The following is a 17,982-nucleotide window of genomic DNA, read 5'->3' on the forward strand; positions in this document are numbered from 1 at the left end:
GTCTCGTGGCTAAAAAGGCAGAGCGACGAAATCGCGGGGCCGTCAATCGCTCACAGCGCAGTTCACCGTACAAACCTCGGCCTCCCCGAGCCGACGTCGAATCGGTATGGGCCCGGATCGAGACTCTTGTTGGGCAAGAAAAGTCCGACAGTGAGCCGCAGACCAAAGAGGAGAAAAAGCGGCAGCGAAGCCAAGACCGCCGGCGACGTCGGCGGGCACGATTTGTTTCCATTCTCGACGTTGTCGGTACCGTTTTCTGGATGACGGTTCTGGTCAAGCTCTTCGTCGCGGACGTCGATCGAATGCTCATGTCGTGGATTGCCCCGCAACTGATCTGGTTGCTCGACCTCCGCTGGCTGCTCGTCCTTGTCGGTGCGGCTCTCGTGCTTATCCTGTTGCGTGCCAAGACCCTGGGCATCAGTCTCGCATACGTTATGACTTTTCCGCTGATAGTCGTTGCGTGGAAGCTGCCAAAGTTCTTCGTGAAGCGACGGGACACAATTCTGATCACGAGTCTCGTGGGGGTGGCGGCGAGTCTCCTAGGACGGGCGAAGTCGCTCTTCATTGCGATCACCGTCGCTTGTATTGCTGCGGTCCTAATTACGACGGAGGGTGCTCCATCAGCAATTATCATTGCGGGGATGGCGCTAATGATTTCGACTCTTTCTTGGAGTCTTTGGTCTACCGCAAGGGACTTGCTTGACGCAACCGCGTTCATTCGTGCCCAAAAGAAGGCGGTCGACTGGATGATCAGCTCTGATGTAATCGAGCGCGTTGTGTCGCCAGAACAACCGGATAGGGTCGAACTCAAGACTTGGTCCCTGGACGACGCAAAAAAGTTCCGAGACGCTGGGGGGAATGCGCTCCTCGCGCGCCGTGTCATGCTTTTCTGGGCGGGCGCCCTCGATCAGTACCGTCGTGGCCCGGCAGTAGTCGTTCTGAACTGCCTCCTTATTTGCGCCATGTTGGCGCAAACGATTGTGGCGTTTGCTTTTGTGAATTTCGGCGCTTTTATTCTGATGCCAACAGACTTTAATTTTCAGCGACAGCCAGACGCCTGGACATTCTTGTACTACTCCTCCGTTGGGGTTTACTTCGGAGAAATCTCAGCCCTTTCGCCTTCGGGGGGGATCGCCCTCATTGCAAAATTGGCAAACGGCCTAGTTGGTTCTGTTGGTGTCCTGTCCATCATCGTCACTACCCTCATTGGCCATTTCGTTTCGCGAACGAACGATGCGACCAATGGAGCTGCAGCTTCCTTGCGTGAGAAGGCTGACCGGATTGAGCACCTGACGGAAGAGCAGTTTCAGATGTCACTGGAGGACTTACAGGGTCGATTGGTGCTAGCTCAGTGGGGCCTCTTCGGTGTTCTAGATTGGATCGCAGCTAAGACCTGGGTTGCTGACGACGAGTCGCCGGCGGTACAGCCGCGGGCATGAGTTCAGCCAGATCGGTCGGGCGATCAAGCCGCAGAATACCGTCCCACCCATCAACCCGGCCACTCCCACCCATCAACCCGGCCACTCCCGCGCTTCGAGCCGCTCCAGCAGCACTTCTGCCGCCGAGCCCTCCATCGCGCGGACCCAGCGCTGCGTTTCGGACCCGCTCGACGACACCGTGCGACCGCGCTCTCCGCGTTCGAGCCGCACCTCGACCCGGCCCGAGGCGACGCTCACTCCGCGCAGCGCCCCCGCGGCCACCATCGCGGCGAGCGGATCGTGCAGCGCGCAGCGCCGGTCGGGGAAGACCCCGGCGTAGAAGTCAAGGTAGTGCGGCAGCATGCGCGCCAACGCCTGCGGCACGGCTCCCGGGATCGCTTCGAGGCGCACGAGGTCGGTGGCATCCAGGGTCTGCGTCATGGTGACGTCGAGGGGGACGAGGGTGGTGTCCCAGTCCTGCGCGAAGACGACGGCGGCAGCTTCGGGGTCGTTGTGGATGTTGGCCTCGGCCCACGCGGTGACGTTGCCCGAGTGGGCGAACGCGCCGCCCATCACGACGAGGTGGTCGAACCGCGCCACCCCGGGCGCCTCGGCGTAGGCCGCGAGATTGGTCAGGGGGCCGAGGGCGAGGACGGTGAGGTCCGGATGCCGTGACGCCACGTGGTCGATCAGCTCGACGGCGGCGCGGGCGTCGTGCGCGCGGGCCGCGGCGGCCAGGGCGATACCGCCGAGCCCGTCGTCACCGTGCACGTGCGGAGCTCCGCCTGCGTAGGCGCGAGCGCGGAAATCGTGCGCGCCGATCGCGACGGGGATGTCGTCTTCGCCGGCGAGCTCGAACAGCGACAGGGTGTTGGCGGCCGCGCGGACGGCATCCGTGTTCCCGGAGACGGTCGTGACGCCCACGACCTCGACGGAGGGCTCGGCCAGCAGGTAGGCGAGGGCCAGGGCGTCGTCGATGCCGGTGTCGCAGTCGACGAGGATCGGGCGGCGCTTCATGCGGGGACTCCGTACGTGTCGAGGGCGTCGAGCGCCGGTTGCGAGGCGTCGTCGGCGACGGCGGCGGATCCCACGGCGCACGCGCGGGAGAGGGCGTCGGTCTCGGCGTCTCCGCGGAGCAGCCCGACGACGAGAGCCGCGCAGAACGCGTCGCCCGCGCCGACGGTGTTGCGAACGGTCGTGGGCACTCCCGCGGCCGAGGCCACGAGGTCGCCGCGCCGGTAGAGTCGCGCACCCTCGGCACCGAGCGTCACGCAGAGCAGAGGGGCGTCGTGCACCTCGGGCAGCTGCGCGTACTCGGTCTCGTTGACGATCACGAGGTCGCACCGCTCGAGCACCTCGGCGGGCAGCGGCCGGGCGGGGGCGGCGTTGACCGCCAGGAAGCCCGCAGCGCGCGCGGCGGCCGAGACGACGGCATCCGACACCTCCAACTGCAGCAGGACCGCGGCTCCCGGTTCGATGCCGAGCGCATCCGCGTCGATGGCGGCGTTCGCCCCCGCGCACACGACGATCGAGTTCTCGCCCGTCGCATCGACGACGATGAGGGCGGTTCCGGTCGCGGCGTCCGTGGTCTGCACCCCCGAGGCGTCGACCCCGATCGCGGCGAAGCGGTCCCGGATGCCGCGACCGTCGGCGTCGTCGCCGACGGCGCCGATGAGCCGGACGTCGGCGCCGAGGCGGGCAGCGGCAACCGCTTGATTGGCGCCCTTGCCTCCGGGGCCGCGGTCGAGGACGCCGTCGGCGACGGTCTCGCCGGGGCCGGGGGAGCGGCGGACGCGGGCGGTGAGGTCGACGTTGATGGCGCCGACGACCGTGAGTGGGGCAGAGATGGCGGGGCCTTCCGATCAGTGCAGCAGGAGGTTCGCGGCGATGAGCGGCGGCGATACGAGGGCCGCGCCCACGGCGGTGCTCACGAACGGGAACGGGGTGTAGCCGGTGGGCATGGGGCGCTCAGCCTCTCGCGGAGCGGCGGCGCAGGCCCGCCGACACGATGGCGACGAGGGTTCCGACGGCGACGCCGATGATCGTCTCGATCACGCGGTCGCGCAGCAGCATGTCGGGGGCGACGGGGGAGGCGAGCGACACCATGAGCAGAGCCAGCGGGGTGATGAAGAGCATCGCGATGCCGTAGTTGCGGCCGACGAACAGCTCGGCCCCCGCCTGCAGGGCGACCGCGATGAGCAGCACGACCCACGGGGGCAGGTCGAGAGCGAGCAGCCCCGCGGCGACCAGCACACCCAGGAGCGTTCCGACCAGCCGCTGCACGCCACGGATGAGTCGCGCGGTGACGTGTGCTCCGCCGACGGCGGCGACGGCACCGACCATCGCCCAGTACCAGTGCGTACCGATGAGCAGGGCCCCGGCGATGCCGGCGACGAGAGCGGCGACGCCGACGGTCGCCGTCATCTCCCACGCGACCGAGCCGATGGGCGGTCGCGTGCGAGCCGGACGCCGCCACGAGCCGCGCCGCGCGAGGACGAACGCGCAGGTCACGAGCAGGCTCCACAGCACGCTTGCGCCGCCGACGACGAGCACGGTGAGGAACGTCGCGCCGGTGGCGGGAAAGCTTGCGGTGGCTCCCGCGGCGAAGACGGCGAAGAGCGCGCCGGGCGGATGCCACTGGGCGCGGTAGGCGAAGAGGGTGACGGCCGCGGCGAGGACCGCGACGACGGCGACGCTCGCCATGGCGGGGGTGGAGAGGGCCGAGAGGGCGGTCCCGACGAGCATGCACGAGACCAGGACCGTACCCGCCACGGCCTGCATGCGCACGCGCGTGCGAGGGAGGTCGGTGCGCCCGTAGAGCGCGGCGAAAGCCCCGAAGCTCGCGTAGACGCTCAGGTCGAGGCGGCCGAGCGCCAGGAGCACGAGAAGCGGGACACCGACGCTCACCACGGCACGGAAAGCCACTCGGTGATCCCCGCGGTGCGGTCCCACGCGGATGACCCCGGTCCACACGCGCCCCCGGGATTCCGCCATCCCTCCAGCCTACGCTCCAGGATCGCGGGCGCCGGGCGTCCCGCGGGGGAGCCGGACCCTCGGCGGGAGAGGCGAGGGTGCCCGGAGGGATGCCGAGACGTCAAGGGCGTGGCATCCCTCGCTCGATCTGATGGGGTGGAGCGATGGATGCCGAACGCCAGAAGCCCCCGATCGAGCCCGGCCCCGAGCCCGACACGTCGACGGCCGCGGAGGGGACGAGGTCGGATCCCTCGCTGGACGAGGACGATCAGCCGATCGAGTGACGTCTCGACGTCGAACGGTGAGCCGGTCAGCGGCGAGACGTTCTGCGTAGGGTGGAAAGCCCCGACTCGAACGAGGAGAGACGTGTTCCGCACGCCCCTGACCCTGTTTCGCACCCTCGCGATCGCCGAGGCGGTCTCGTGGACGCTCCTGATCGGAGGGTTGATCCTGCGCGCCGTCGCGGACCTGCCGATCGCGGTATCGATCGGCGGGGGGATCCACGGCTTCGTGTTCCTCGCCTACGGCGCGACCGCCGTGCTCGTGGCGCTGAACCAGCGCTGGGGCCTCGGTCCCACCGCCCTCGCGGTGGTCAGCGCCGTGATCCCGTACGCCACGATCCCCACCGAGATCTGGCTCCACCGCACCGGACGTCTGCGCGGCGCGTGGCGCCTCGACGACAGCGGTGACCCGCGCGATCGGCGCCCGCTCGACCGGTTGCTGCGATTCTTCCTCCGTCGACCATGGGCCCTCTCGATGGCGCTCGTGGCGGTCGTCGTGGTCGTGTTCGTCGTGCTGCTCACCGTCGGCCCTCCCGGCGGCAAGGGCTGACGTCGGGCTCCCCGTCAGCGCACGAGGATGTGTACGCTCGCGGGGACGATCCGACAGGTCGCGGTGAACGTCTCGACCGACCCGGACAGGGTGGCCGTCGCCCTCCCCGCCCCGAGGAACACGACCGTGCCGTCGTGCGCGTGGACACTGGGCGAGCGGTCCGAGAAGTGGCGCATCTCGCCGCCCGAGCCGCTCGCGAAGGCGAGGTCGAGCTCGACGGCGACGATCGGACCCGTCTCGGAGCTCACGCGCCAGTCGATCGCGGCGAGACCTCCGCCCCGGCTCGTCATCGTCAGCGTCGCCGACCCGCACTCCTCACCGCCCACGACCTCCGTGCGCAGAGGCTCGGCCGGGGGCGTGGTGGCGGCACCGCAGAGGTCGATCCCGTGCAGGCGGGCGTAGCCCCGGCCGTTGTCGGTGATGCTCGAGCAGTCCGCCAGGAGCGGGGCCGTGAGGGCGTCGGAGAGCGGATCGGCGCGCACGCTGCCGGTTGCGGGTGCTCCGGAGGCGGGAGGGGCGGGCGGCAACGCCATCGGCAGGGCCGCGACGACCAGGAGCGCGGGAACGGCGGTTCGGATCCGCACGGCGCACCTCCTCGTCGACGTCGATCGAAATCTACGCGCGGAACGCGGCGGACGCCACGACTCGACGCGGATCGAGTCAGCGCTTCGTCGAGACGGTGACGGTGAACTTGCGATCGCGCGCCACCTGGCGGGTCGGACCGACCAGCCGCTCCAGCGCCGCGCGGTACCGCAGCGAGGAATTCCACACCGTCCACAGCTCGCCGCCCGGCTCGAGCACCCGAGCCGCGTCGGCGAACATGCGGGGAGCGAGACCCTCGTTGATGGCGGCGCCCGCGTGGAACGGGGGGTTGAGCGCGATGAACGAGGCCGAGGCATCCGGTTGCGACCGGAGGACGTCGTCGCGAACCACGCTCACGCGATCGGCCACGCCGTTGGCCTCTGCCGTGGCCCGCGCCGAGGCGACGGCGACCGCGGACTGGTCGCACGCGACCACACGGACGGAGGGATGCCGCACGGCCAGGGCCGCGGCCACCACGCCCGTCCCGCAGGCGAGGTCGATCGCCCGGTCGCCGCGCGGGGCGGGCAGCTGGGCGAGCATCAGGCGCGTGCCGATGTCGATCGACGCGCCCGCGAAGGCGCCGCCGAACGCACGGACCCGGATGCCGTCGATCTCGGCCCCCTCCGGCTCGGGGACCGCGCCGTCGCGTGGGCCGCGGGCGGTGAGGACGCGGGACTTCTGCCGCGCGTGCGAGACGTCCACGCGGTCGAAGAAGCGCCGCAGCACGTCGTTCATCGACACCGTCATGTGCTTCAGCCGGCCACCCGCGACCACGACGACGTCGGGGTGCGCGTGCAGCGCGATGAGTCCGGCGATGTCGGACAGCGCGTGAAGCGAGCGGGGGAGGCGCAGAAGGACGACGCGGGCGCCGGTGAGCAGGTGCGCGTCGAGCGCATGAGAGACGAAGGAGTCCTCGAGCTCGGCATCGCGGGCGTTGCGCGCGAGGGCTTCCTCGCCCAGCAGCTCGTCTTGATGGACCCGGATGCCGCGGGCTCCGGCATCCGCCGCCGCCAGGGTCAGTGCCCCGTAGGAGTCGCCGACCACGACGAGCTCTCCCTCACCGAGAGCGGCACGCGCGTCGGCGGATTCGTCCAGGATCAGACGATCGGCGGCATCGACGGCCACGAGGTCGGGACCCTCGAGATCGGGGCGGCGACGCAGGGCATCGAACGAGAAAGGCACCGGACCACGCTACCCGGGGGTGACGTGACGCGGTGCCTGACCGAGATGCGTGCTCAGCGGGTGCCGAAGTGGAACGGCAGCGCCAGCGAGGCCGAGACGAGGATGATGCCGAGCGCGAAGAACAGCGCCGGAGCGGCGAGGGAGAACGAGATGCCGGTCAACAGCATGCCGCCGACGAACAAGATGAGAGAGACGATGAACATGAGGATCCCTTCGGTCGCTCCAGGCTATCGTGCCGAGTCCGCGCGCGAGTGCGCGGCCGGGATGGCGTGGGGGTCGAGCGTGTCCGGAGCGCGGCCGTCGACAGGACGGATACCGAGAGCCGCGTGCGCCCAGAGGGTACTGCCGGCCACGGCTGCGGGCATGACTGCCACCGCCCCGAGCGGGACGAGGAAGCAGAGCTGGGTCGCGACCCCGAAACCGAGGGCACGTGCTCGGTTCGTGCGGAGGAGCTCTCTGCGCGCGCGCCGATCGAGCCCCCGGGCGGAGAGCGCGCGCGAGGTGAGTTCGTCGGCCAGGAGCCACCCGGTCAGCAGCACGCCGGTGACGAAGCCCAAGACTCCGCCGACGAAGGGGATGAGGCCGATGAGCCATGCCAGAGCAGCGGCCACGATACCCCGGAGGATGAGACGCACGCTGTCTGCGACGGCCCGCCAGAAGCCGTACTCTGCGGCGGGGACCGCGCCCGTGGCGCTGCGCTCGGTCGCGCGCCAGATGCGGTCGTAGAACGGCTCGCCCACGGCGAGAGTGACGGCGGTGAACGACACGATGACCACGAGGACCGCCGCGCCGAACGACGCGAGGCCGATCGCCGCACGGAGAGCGCCGGCCCACACCGGTGCCCACGCGTCGGCGAACGGCGTCCAGTCGTCGACGAGATCGGGTAGGACGAGACCCCACGTCACGAGCGCGGCACCGAGCACCAGGCCGACGATCGTTCCCGGGATGAGCCCGAGCGCCATCGCCCCGGGGGTTCGGCGCCATTGGCCGAGACCGCGGGCCAGCAATGCCGCTCCGGCGAGGAATTCGCGCATGCCGGAATTGTGACAGACGCCACCGACGTCGAGAGGAAGGTTGCGCTCGCCGCCGATGTCGGCGGGCAGTGCCAGGATGCCGCTATGCGCATCCGCACCACTTCGACGCAGCGCACGTACCGGTACGTGCGGCTGGCGCTGATCGGTGCGACGGTGTTCCTCGCCATCGCTGTCGGCCTCGAGCTCGCGCGCGGCGACGGGCTGCCGTCGGTCAGCGCGACGTATTACACCCCCGCGGGCCCGGTGTTCGTGGGGGCGCTGAGCGCGACGGCCCTCGCCCTGCTCGCCTTGTCGGGCCGCAGCCTGGAGCAGGGCCTGCTCGACATCGCGGCGGTGCTCGCTCTCGTGATCGCCTACGTACCGACGACCATCTCGTCGAACGCCTGTGCCGACGGTCTGCGCTGCGTGCCGCCGGAGGTGAGACCGACCGTGGCGAACAACGCCGTGGCGGTGGCATCCGTGGTTCTTCTCGGGGCGGTTGCGGCGGGGATCCTGGCACGCGTTCAGGGCACCGCGAGTCGCGGGGTAGCGCTCACGGTCGGGGTCATCGTCGTGCTGGTCGCCGGGGGAGCGGGGTGGGCTCTGGCCGCGCCCGGGGTCTTCCTCGCGTGGGCGCACGAGATCGCCGCGGTCGCGTTCTTCGTTCTGATCGCGGCGGTCGCCTCGATCGCGGCGTGGAGGCCGCGGCGCAGCGGGCGGCTGCGGCGGGGAGTCCGTCTCGCCTACGCGGCCGTGGCCGTGGCGATCGTGCTGACCCTGGTCCTGCTCGTCATCGGGGTCGTCTCGGGCGTGGAACGCACGGGCTTTCCGGTCGTGCTCGTGGGCGAGTCGGCGGCCCTGGCGCTCTTCGCGATCTTCTGGCTCGTGCAGACGGTGGAGCTCTGGGACGACGCCGACCCGACCCTCCGGGAATAGACACCGCGCACTCTCGTTGAACTTGATACGACGGCGCTCAAGTAGCAAACTTGAGTGAACCGCACTCACGTATCTCAGGAGACGGAATTGCCCGAAGAATTCACCCCCGGCGACGGCGCTCAGTCGTTCGACGAGTTCCTGGCCCGCTACCTCGCGGGCGAGCAGGCGCGAGCCGAGCGCTCGATCGACCTCAGCCGGTTCCTCAGTGCACGCACGCAGGACGCCCTCCAAGCGGCCGGACGTTTCGCGCTCGGCCGCGGTCAGCGTGAGCTCGACGCTCTGCACGTGCTCCACGTCCTCGTCGGACGCTCGCCCGCCAAAGAAGCCGTCGCGCGGCTCGGCGCCGACCCCGCCGCGATCGCCCGTGCGGCGGAGAGCCGCCTTCCCGCCGCCGCGACCCCCGCGAACGTCGACGGTGCCGTCGTCGCCGGCTCCGTGCAGCGCGCGCTGTTCCACGCGTTCCAGGTGGCGCGGGCCGCAGGGTCCACGTACGTCGACCCCGACCACCTCTTCTTCGCGCTCGTCCTCGCCCAGGACGCGCCCGCGGGGCAGATCCTCGCGCAGGCCGGAGTGACCGCCGAGGCCCTCACCCAGGGGGTGCGCGAGACCGTCATGGGCGGCGACGAGAACGAGGCGGCCGACGAGTCGGCATCCGCGACTCCGAACCTCGACCGCTTCGGCACCGACCTGACGGCGCGGGCCGTCGCCGGTGAGCTCGACCCGGTCATCGGTCGCTCCGATGAGATCGAGCAGACCATCGAGATCCTCAGCCGCCGCACGAAGAACAACCCCGTGCTGATCGGCGAGGCCGGCGTCGGCAAGACGGCCGTCGTCGAGGGGCTCGCCCGCGCGATCGTCGCCGGAGAGGTGCCCGAGCAGTTGCGCGGTACGCGCGTCGTCTCGCTCGACCTCGCGGCGATGCTCGCCGGAGCGCGCTATCGCGGCGACTTCGAAGAGCGCCTCACCCAGACGATGGAGGAGGTCGCGGCATCCGACAAGCTCGTCGTCTTCATCGACGAGGTGCACACCCTCGTCGGCGCGGGCGGGAGCGGAGACGGCTCGATGGACGCCGGGAACATCCTCAAGCCCCGCCTCGCCCGCGGCGACGTGCACCTGATCGGCGCCACGACCGTTCGCGAGTACCGCACGATCGAGAAGGACCCCGCCCTGGAACGGCGCCTTCAGCCCGTGCGCGTGGGCGAGCCCTCGATCCCGGATGCCGTGGAGATCCTGCGCGGGCTCCGCTCGGCGTACGAGGAGCACCACGCCGTGACGTACACCGACGACGCGTTGCGCGCGGCGGTCGAGCTGAGTCACCGTTATCTGCCGGACCGCGTGCTGCCCGACAAGGCGATCGACCTCATCGACCAGGCGGGCGCGCGTCTGCGGCTGCGCCTGGGCTCGACCGTCGACACGACGGCGCTGCTCGAACGCCTCGCAACCCTGGAGGCCGAGAAGAACGCCGCGGTGTCCGCCGAGCGCTACGAGGAGGCCTCCCGCCTGCGTGATGAGATGGCTGCCGTGCAGACGCGGCTCGACGAGGCGACGGCCGGCCCCCGTGCCGCCGCGGTCGTCGACGAGCCCGAGATCGCCGCGGTGATCAGCCGTGCCACCGGCATCCCCGTCGCTCGCCTCACCGCCACCGAGCGTGGTCGTCTCGCCGAGCTCGAGACCGAGCTGCACGCCCGGGTGATCGGGCAGGACGACGCGGTCGCCGCCGTGGCGAAGGCGGTGCGCCGCAACCGCACGGGCATGGGCGACGAGAACCGCCCGGTCGGATCGTTCCTGTTCCTCGGCCCCACCGGCGTCGGCAAGACCGAACTCGCGAAGGCTCTCGCGGGCTCGTTGTTCGACGACGACGCAGCGGTGATCCGCTTCGATATGAGCGAGTTCGGCGAGCGGCACACCGTGTCGCGCCTGATCGGTGCCCCTCCCGGATACGTCGGCTATGACGAGGCCGGTCAGCTCACCGAGCGTGTGCGCCGCAACCCCTACGCCGTCGTGCTGTTCGACGAGATCGAGAAAGCCCACCCCGACGTCTTCACGCTGCTGCTGCAGGTGCTCGACGACGGCCGGCTCACGGACGGACAGGGCCGCACGGTCGACTTCCGCAACACGGTCATCGTGATGACCTCGAACCTGGGCGCCGAGTTCCTGGCATCCCGCTCGGGCGCCATCGGCTTCACCACGACGGGTCACGAGTTCGCCGATGCCGACCTCCGCGACCGAGTGATGGGAAAGCTCCGCGAGGCCATGCGTCCGGAGTTCCTCAACCGCATCGACGACATCGTGTTGTTCCGCAAGCTCGAGAAGACGCAGCTGCGCGAGATCGTGGGGTTGCTGCTGGAGGCGACCTCGCGGCGACTGGCGTCGCGCAACGTTTCCCTCGAGGCCACCGATGCGGCGGTGGACCGTCTCGCCGAGATCGGGTACGAGCCGGAGTACGGAGCGCGGCCCCTGCGCCGGGTCATCCAGCGCGAGGTCGACGACCGTATCGCCGACCTGTTCGTGTCGGGTGAGCTGAGCGACGGCGCAGCGGTGACGGTGGATGCCACGGACGCGGGCATGACGGTCACCCCCGTCACCGCCGCTCTCGCCGCCTGACGAGCCCCTTCTCGACGCCCCCGGTGCTTCGGTGCCGGGGGCGTCCTGGCGTGGGGGCGTTTCGCCCGGGCAGCGGCGACCCGCGCGCCAGCCCCTCCCGATGTCGGAGGTTCGCGGCAGAGTAGAGACATGAGTCGTATCGGCACGATCTTCAGCCCGTACCCGCATCCGCCCGAGAAGCTTCGCGACGCAGCGCGAGCGGCCGAAGACGCGGGGGTCGACGAGCTGTGGCTGTGGGAGGACTGCTTCCGCTCGTCCGCGTGGGCCGCCGCCGCCGCCGCTCTCGCCGTCACCGACCATCTGCGCATCGGAGTCGGCATCGCGCCGCTCCCGCTACGCAACGTCGCGGCGTCGGCGATGGAGATCGCGACGATTGAGCGCATGTTCCCCGCACGCCTCCTGCCGGGCTTCGGCCACGGGGTGCAGGACTGGATGCGTCAGGTCGGCGCCAAGGCCGCCTCACCGCTCACGCTCATGCGCGAGCAGCTGCCGGCCCTCCGCTCGCTGCTCGCCGGTGAGACGGTGAGTACCGAGGGGCGCTACGTGAAGCTCCGCGACGTCACTCTCGACTGGCCGCCTCCTACGGCGCCGCTCGTCTATGCCGCCGCCGAAGGGCCCAAGACCCTCGCCCTCGCCGGGGCCGTCGCCGACGGGGTGGTGCTCGACAGCAGGCACACCGTCGCCGAGATCGCGGCGGCCGTGCAGACCGTGCAGATGGGTCGTGCCGAGGCGGGCCGTGAGGGCCGCACCGATGTCGTCGCCTACGTGCTGACGGCGTTCGGCCCCGACGCTCTCGAGCGCGCCACCGCGGTGCTCGCCGATCGCGAAGACGCGGCGGACCGCGTGCTCGCCGGCTCGGTGACAGAGGTGGCCGAGGGGGTCGCGCGCTTCCACGCCGCGGGCGTCGACGACGTCGTTCTTCTCCCCACCGACGACGTCGACCTCGCCGCCTTCTTCTCGGCGGTGGGTCAGGTCGCGCTGGCCCTGCCGAACGCGGGAGGTGCGTCATGACACGAGGAACCGTTTCGCTCGGGCTCGCAGGCTCCCTCGGTCCCGACGCCGTCGCGCGGATCGCTCCGGCCGTCGAGAGAGCGGGCTTCGACACCCTTTGGATCAACGACACCCCCGATGGCGATGCTCTGGCCGCGCTCGCCGCCGCCGCGCGTGTCACGGATCGTCTTCGACTCGCGACCGGCGTCGTCCCGGTCGATCGCCGGCCCGCCGACGCGATCGCCGCCGAGGTGGCATCCCTCGGTCTTCCGCTGGACCGCTTGACGATCGGTATCGGCTCGGGCATGGCCAAGCAGGGCGCCCTGGCCCGGGTGACCGAGGCCGTCTCCGTGCTGCACGAGGCCGGCGTGCCCCGCGTCCTCGTGGGGGCGCTGGGCCCCAAGATGCGCCGCACGGGGGCGGAGCTCGCCGAGGGCGTGCTGTTGAACTGGGTACCGCCCACCGAGGCTCGAGACCAGGCCGAGGCCCTGCACGCCCTCGCACCGGCCGCGCACGTCGCGGTCTACGTGCGTACCGCCGTGGTCTCGGCCGCCCGCGAGCGCCTCGACGCCGAGACCGCCATGTACGCGTCGTTCCCGAACTACGCCGCGAACTTCGAGCGGATGGGGGTGGATGCCGCGGCCACGGCGATCCGCGACGCCGCCGGACTCGCAGACGCGCTCGAGGCATACACGGCGGCCGCCGACGAGGTCGTACTGCGCGCGATCGTGCCCGAGGACACGGTCGAGGCGTACGTCGAGTTCGTGCGGACGACGGCGCCGGCCCGGCACAGCGGCCACGCGGCATCAACGGACCCGGACGCCGTATCGCCACGCCCGCCGGGGTCGTGATGACCCCCTGCTGAGGCCGGTGGGGCCGCGCGCGAGCGGCCCCGCCGGCCTGCACGGATGACAGACTGACCCCATGCCGCGTCGCACTGGTCTCACCGTCCGTTCCGTCGCCCGCGGGGTGCTGGCCCTCCTGCTCGTCGGGGCCGGGGTCGGCCACGTCACGTGGGGTCGGCGGGGCTATCGGATCGTCGTCCCGGGATGGGCCACGCGACTGCTTCGGACGGACAAGGACGCCATCGTCGTGGCATCCGGGGCCGTCGAGGTCGTCTTGGGGGTCGCTCTCGTCGCTCTGCCGCGGGAACGTGGACGCATCGGGGCGGCCATCGCGGCCTTCTTTATCGCCGTGTTCCCGGGAAACGTGCACCAGTGGCGGACCGGGCGTTCGGCCCCGGGGCTGAACACCGATCGCTCCCGCTTCATCCGTCTCTTCCTGCAGGTGCCGCTCGTCGCGTGGGCGTGGTGGTCGACGCGCGCCCGGTGACGCCCCTGCCGCGGTTCGGAACGGAACTCGCGGTGCCGTGCCGATGAATCACACCTCGAGCCGCTGACTGCCCCTCAGGCAGCCTCGCCGAGCTCCAGGATGCCCTTCTCGAACGCCGCGCGAGCGAGCACCTTGTACCCGTGGTCGGCGAAGAACACCGTGAGCCGGTCGTCCTCGATCGCCATCACGGTGCCGGTGCCGAACTCGCCGTGCTCGACGGTCGAGTCGATCCGGATGCCGTCGTCGTCGGAGGTCTCGTCGCGCTCGTCGACCGTGGCCGCGGTGCCGGCGTCGCACCGATCGCACGACCCGCACTGGGCGGCAGTCTCGACGCCGAAGTACTCGAGCAACGCCCGCCGGCGGCAGTGCGTGGTCTCGGCGTACCCGCGCATGATCTCGATGCGCGAGGCTCGAATGCGCTCCTCGGCCTCGTCGCGCTCGCGCACGGCGCTGACCGCGTCGCCCGCCGATACCTTCGCTTGCGCCGAGACCCCCTCGGGGCCCGAGACGGCGAGCCCGCACGTCACGAGCTGATTGAGCACCCGGCCGATCGCCCTGACCGAGCGTCCGCTCTCGTCGGCGATGTCCCTCGCCCGCACCGGCTTCTTCGTCCGCTGGAGCACGTCCCACACCCCCGCGATGTCGGCGCGCTTTATGTGACCGCCCGCGAAGAAGGAGCGCAGCGAGAAGTCCTCGGCGCGGTAGTGCAGGATCGCCCGTGCGGGTTGCCCGTCGCGTGCCGCTCGGCCGATCTCCTGCGCGTAGGAGTCGAGGGACTCGGTCACGTCGGCGTGCACGACCAGACGAACGTCGCTCTTGTCGACGCCCATGCCGAACGCGGAGGTCGCCACGACCACGTCGAGGTCGCCGGCGCTCCAGGCGGAGTGCACCTCGTCGCGCTTCTTCTGCGCCATCGCACCGTGGTAAGCCGCAGCCCGCAGGCCGAGCTCACGCAGTTCCTCGGCATACGAGTCGGTGCCCTTGCGCGTCGCCACGTACAGCAACGCCGGGCCGCCGGCATCCTGGACGTCCGCGACGACGGCGCGGCGCTTGTCGGCGTCGTGCTCGTGCCGCCGGACCGCCATGTGGATCTCGGGGCGATCCATGCCGCGCACCTCGAGGTGAGGCTCGCGCATGCCGAGGCTTTCGACGATGTCGTCTCGGACGGGAGCGGATGCCGTGGCCGTCAACGCCAGCACCGGGGGGTGACCGAGCGCCTCGATGGCGTCGCCGATGCGCGCGTAGTCGGGACGGAAATCGTGGCCCCACGCCGACACGCAGTGCGCTTCGTCGATGACGACGAGGCGCACGTCGGCTTTCGAGAGTCGATCGAAGACCTCGTCGTTGGCGAGCTGCTCGGGCGCGAGGAACGCGTACACCGAGTCCTGGCCCTCGATCGCCGCCCACGCCTTCTTCTTGGCGGCGGCACCGGTGCGGGAGTTGAGGGCGACGGCCGCGGGGGCGTCGGGGGCGGCGTCGATCGAGTCGATCTGGTCGCGCTGCAGGGCGAGCAGCGGAGAGATGACCACCGTCGTCCCCCCGAGCTCGCAGCCGGCGATCTGATAGACCGCCGACTTTCCCGCGCCGGTGGGGAAGACGACGAGGGTATCGCGACCGCTCACGACCGCGTCGATCGCCTCGGCCTGACCCGGCAGCAGGTCGTCCCATCCGAACACCTCACGGGCGGTGCGGGCGGACTGTTCGAGTGTAGCGGGAGCGTTCACGAATCCTCATTCCTCGGGGAGGAACCCAGCACACTCCAGACCTCCGACATCGATCCGGGGGTTGCGAGGCCGGGCCGGATCTGTTCTCACCGGAACGGCCGCACAGGCGATCCTCCTCCGGAGGTGTCGGGTTCTCCGGCGCTGCATGGCACCGCCGCCGGTTCCGCACAAGCGTCGCCGCGATGTCGGAGGGGGATGCCAGGATGCCGACATGCTCTTCGGCGATATCGAGACCGCGCTTGCGGCGGTGACGAACACGCGTTCTCGACTCGCGAAGGTCGCCGCCCTCGCCGCGCTGGTGCGCGGGCTGGACCCGGACGAGATCGAACCGGCGGTGGGGCTGCTCACCGCGTCACCGCGGCAGGGCCGCCTCGGGGTGGGCTGGCGCACGCTCTCGGCGCACGACGGCGGCCACGCAGACGAACCGAGCCTGACGATCGGCGACGTCGACGCGGCTTTCACGCGGCTGACCGCGGTCGGCGGCGCGGGGTCGGGGGCGGTGCGCACGCGCCTGCTCGACGAGCTCGCCGAGCGCGCGACGGCGCGGGAGTGGCATCTGCTGATCCGGATCATGACGGGCGAGCTGCGCACCGGCGCCCTCGAGGGGGTGTTGCTGGATGCCGTGGCCCGAGCCTCGGATCGCGACGTCGCCCTGGTTCGTCGCGCAGCCATGCTGTCGGGCGACCTGGGCGCGACGACGCGCATCGCGCTGACCGCCCCCGCCGCCGATCTCGCGGCGGTCGGACTCGTGGTGGGCCGCGGCGTGCAGCCGATGCTCGCCTCGACGGCGACGAGTGTCGCGGAGGCGATGGCGGTGACGGGGCGTGCGTCCGTGGAGTACAAGCTCGACGGGGCCAGAGTCCAGGTGCATCGGCACGGTGGCGAAGTGCACGTCTTCACCCGCACGCTGGCCGACATCACCCATCGCGTTCCGGAGATCGTGGAGGTCGCCCTCTCGCTCTCCGTCCACGACGTGATCCTCGACGGAGAGACCCTCTCGCTCGACGAGGACGGCGGCCCCCGGCCGTTCCAAGACACCATGGCGCGCTTCGGCGCCGAGTCGGCGCGCGAGATCGCTCTCCGGCCCTGGTTCTTCGACATCATGCACGTCGACGGTCGTGACCTCGTCGACGAACCGCTCGCCGCTCGCCTCACCGAGCTCGAGAGGGTCGCGGGAGAGCACCGCATCCCCGCCGTTCTGACCGACGACGCGGGGGTCGCCGACGCCTTCGCGCGCGATGCTCTCGCCGCCGGTCACGAGGGCGTGATGGTCAAGGGTCTCGACGACGCCTACACCGCGGGGCGCCGCGGCAAGAGCTGGCTCAAGGTGAAGCCGGTGCACACGTTCGACCTCGTCGTCCTCGGCGTCGAGTACGGTTCGGGGCGACGTTCGGGATGGCTGTCCAACCTGCATCTCGGCGCGCGCGATCCCGAGGGGCGTTTCGGCGAACCCGGCGGCTTCGTGATGGTCGGCAAGACCTTCAAGGGTCTGACCGACGAGCTGCTGCAGTGGCAGACGGCTCACTTCGCCGAGCGGCAGACCGGAGAGGTGGCGGGGGGTCTTCGCGTGGCACCCGACACCGTCGTCGAGATCGCCATCGACGGGGTGCAGCGGTCGGTGCGGTACCCGGGCGGCGTGGCGCTGCGCTTCGCCCGGGTGAAGACCTACCGTTCGGACAAGACCGCGGCCGAGGCGGACACGATCGACACCCTGCGCGCGCTGCTGCCCGGCGGCGAAGCAGCGACGAAAGGATGACGCGATGAGTCTGGCCCCCTGGCTCGACGGTGAACTCGGTTACCGCAGCTTCGGCACCCCCGGCGCTCCGCGTGCCGTGTTCGTCCTGCGCACCGGCGACGTCGCCACCACCGACCCCGACGCCCGGGTGACTTCGGGTTTCGACGTGCGGATCGTCGCCGTCGGTCTCGACGCCCCCGAACTCGAAGATCCGCCGGTGTTCGGGGGACAGACCCCCGCCGGGCTCACCGTCGAGGCGTTGAGGGCGCTGCTCGAGCGCGAGGCCCCCGGCGCGACGGTCGGACTGGTCGGCGAGCGGTCTGCGGGACCGATCGCGCTCTATCTGGCCGCGGCCATGGGCGAGGTCGTCGACCGTGTCGCAATCGTCGGCGTTCGGAGCCCGACCGACGCGCTGAGCCGTGACCTGCGCACGCCGCTGCTCGACGATCTCGCGGCCGACGTCCTGGTGGTCGTGGGCCACGATGGCCCCGCGGGGCAGGGCGACGCTGCGTGGTACGTCGACCGGTTGCGCTCGGGCGCCGCGGAGGTCATCCACCCCGACGAGATCGGCTCGGTCAACGGTGAGGTGACGCTGACCTCGGTCTGGTCGCGCGTGCTGACCCACGTCGCCCCCGGGGCCGAGCGCCGCTGACGCCGCGGGT

Annotated in this window: 17 protein-coding genes; 9 read left to right on the forward strand and 8 right to left on the reverse strand. The window is 70.8% G+C overall.

Annotation, left to right across the window (positions count from 1 at the left end):
• The first annotated feature begins 5 nt into the window (after positions 1-5).
• On the forward strand, positions 6-1,439 hold the full coding sequence (locus QE454_RS10490) for a hypothetical protein (protein WP_307455584.1): 1,434 nt from the start codon (positions 6-8) through the stop codon (positions 1,437-1,439).
• A gap of 72 nt (positions 1,440-1,511) precedes the next feature.
• Here QE454_RS10490 and QE454_RS10495 read toward each other — a convergent pair whose 3' ends face one another.
• The 3 genes from QE454_RS10495 to QE454_RS10505 all read right to left on the reverse strand — a co-directional run bounded on the left by QE454_RS10495 (position 1,512) and on the right by QE454_RS10505 (position 4,343).
• Positions 1,512-2,435, reverse strand: coding sequence for a nucleoside hydrolase (locus QE454_RS10495; RefSeq protein WP_307455582.1), 924 nt, complete (start codon positions 2,433-2,435; stop codon positions 1,512-1,514).
• Positions 2,432-3,265 carry a ribokinase gene (locus tag QE454_RS10500; RefSeq protein ID WP_307461100.1) on the reverse strand — a complete coding sequence of 278 codons (834 nt, stop codon included), beginning with the start codon at positions 3,263-3,265 and terminating at the stop codon, positions 2,432-2,434. The genes QE454_RS10495 and QE454_RS10500 overlap by 4 nt, the downstream gene beginning before the upstream one ends.
• 121 nt (positions 3,266-3,386) lie before the next feature.
• Positions 3,387-4,343 carry an FUSC family protein gene (locus QE454_RS10505; protein WP_307455580.1) on the reverse strand — a complete coding sequence of 319 codons (957 nt, stop codon included), beginning with the start codon at positions 4,341-4,343 and terminating at the stop codon, positions 3,387-3,389.
• A gap of 414 nt (positions 4,344-4,757) precedes the next feature.
• Between QE454_RS10505 and QE454_RS10510 the strand changes: the two genes are divergently transcribed.
• A complete protein-coding gene (locus tag QE454_RS10510; protein WP_210073958.1) occupies positions 4,758-5,222 on the forward strand; it encodes a DUF3817 domain-containing protein in 465 nt (154 codons plus the stop codon).
• Between the two features lie 14 nt (positions 5,223-5,236).
• On the opposite strand, the gene QE454_RS10515 is transcribed toward QE454_RS10510, so the two are convergent.
• The 4 genes from QE454_RS10515 to QE454_RS10530 form a co-directional block, all read right to left on the reverse strand.
• Complete coding sequence (locus QE454_RS10515) at positions 5,237-5,806, reverse strand: hypothetical protein (RefSeq protein ID WP_210073961.1); 570 nt, start codon at positions 5,804-5,806, stop codon at positions 5,237-5,239.
• A gap of 76 nt (positions 5,807-5,882) precedes the next feature.
• Complete coding sequence (locus tag QE454_RS10520) at positions 5,883-6,986, reverse strand: methyltransferase (protein WP_210073963.1); 1,104 nt, start codon at positions 6,984-6,986, stop codon at positions 5,883-5,885.
• Between the two features lie 53 nt (positions 6,987-7,039).
• Complete coding sequence (locus tag QE454_RS10525) at positions 7,040-7,189, reverse strand: hypothetical protein (protein WP_164481596.1); 150 nt, start codon at positions 7,187-7,189, stop codon at positions 7,040-7,042.
• 24 nt (positions 7,190-7,213) lie between these two features.
• Entirely contained in the window at positions 7,214-8,020 is an 807-nt protein-coding gene (locus QE454_RS10530; protein ID WP_210073964.1) for an EI24 domain-containing protein, read from the reverse strand.
• A gap of 9 nt (positions 8,021-8,029) precedes the next feature.
• Here QE454_RS10530 and QE454_RS10535 point away from each other — a divergent pair, with 9 nt between their 5' ends.
• The 5 genes from QE454_RS10535 (at position 8,030) to QE454_RS10555 (ending at position 13,861) form a co-directional block, all read left to right on the forward strand.
• Positions 8,030-8,935, forward strand: a complete 906-nt coding sequence (locus tag QE454_RS10535; RefSeq protein WP_210073966.1) for a hypothetical protein — start codon at positions 8,030-8,032, stop codon at positions 8,933-8,935.
• A gap of 87 nt (positions 8,936-9,022) precedes the next feature.
• Positions 9,023-11,539, forward strand: a complete 2,517-nt coding sequence (locus tag QE454_RS10540; RefSeq protein WP_307455573.1) for an ATP-dependent Clp protease ATP-binding subunit — start codon at positions 9,023-9,025, stop codon at positions 11,537-11,539.
• A gap of 129 nt (positions 11,540-11,668) precedes the next feature.
• Positions 11,669-12,550, forward strand: a complete 882-nt coding sequence (locus QE454_RS10545) for an LLM class flavin-dependent oxidoreductase (RefSeq protein ID WP_307455571.1) — start codon at positions 11,669-11,671, stop codon at positions 12,548-12,550.
• On the forward strand, positions 12,547-13,380 hold the full coding sequence (locus QE454_RS10550; RefSeq protein WP_307455568.1) for an LLM class flavin-dependent oxidoreductase: 834 nt from the start codon (positions 12,547-12,549) through the stop codon (positions 13,378-13,380). Before QE454_RS10545 ends, QE454_RS10550 begins: the two co-directional genes overlap by 4 nt.
• Positions 13,381-13,453: 73 nt before the next feature.
• Complete coding sequence (locus QE454_RS10555; RefSeq protein ID WP_307317681.1) at positions 13,454-13,861, forward strand: hypothetical protein; 408 nt, start codon at positions 13,454-13,456, stop codon at positions 13,859-13,861.
• Positions 13,862-13,935: 74 nt separating this feature from the next.
• On the opposite strand, the gene QE454_RS10560 is transcribed toward QE454_RS10555, so the two are convergent.
• The gene (locus QE454_RS10560) at positions 13,936-15,585 is read right to left on the reverse strand and encodes an ATP-dependent DNA helicase RecQ (protein WP_307455567.1); all 1,650 of its coding nucleotides are present in this window, start codon (positions 15,583-15,585) and stop codon (positions 13,936-13,938) included.
• 211 nt (positions 15,586-15,796) lie between these two features.
• On the opposite strand from QE454_RS10560, the gene QE454_RS10565 reads away from it, so the two are divergent.
• Entirely contained in the window at positions 15,797-17,341 is a 1,545-nt protein-coding gene (locus QE454_RS10565; protein WP_307455565.1) for an ATP-dependent DNA ligase, read from the forward strand.
• 4 nt (positions 17,342-17,345) lie between these two features.
• Positions 17,346-17,972, forward strand: coding sequence for a hypothetical protein (locus tag QE454_RS10570; RefSeq protein ID WP_210073985.1), 627 nt, complete (start codon positions 17,346-17,348; stop codon positions 17,970-17,972).
• Positions 17,973-17,982 lie beyond the last annotated feature (10 nt).

The organism is Microbacterium sp. SORGH_AS_0454 (assembly GCF_031453395.1).
Lineage (GTDB): Bacteria > Actinomycetota > Actinomycetes > Actinomycetales > Microbacteriaceae > Microbacterium.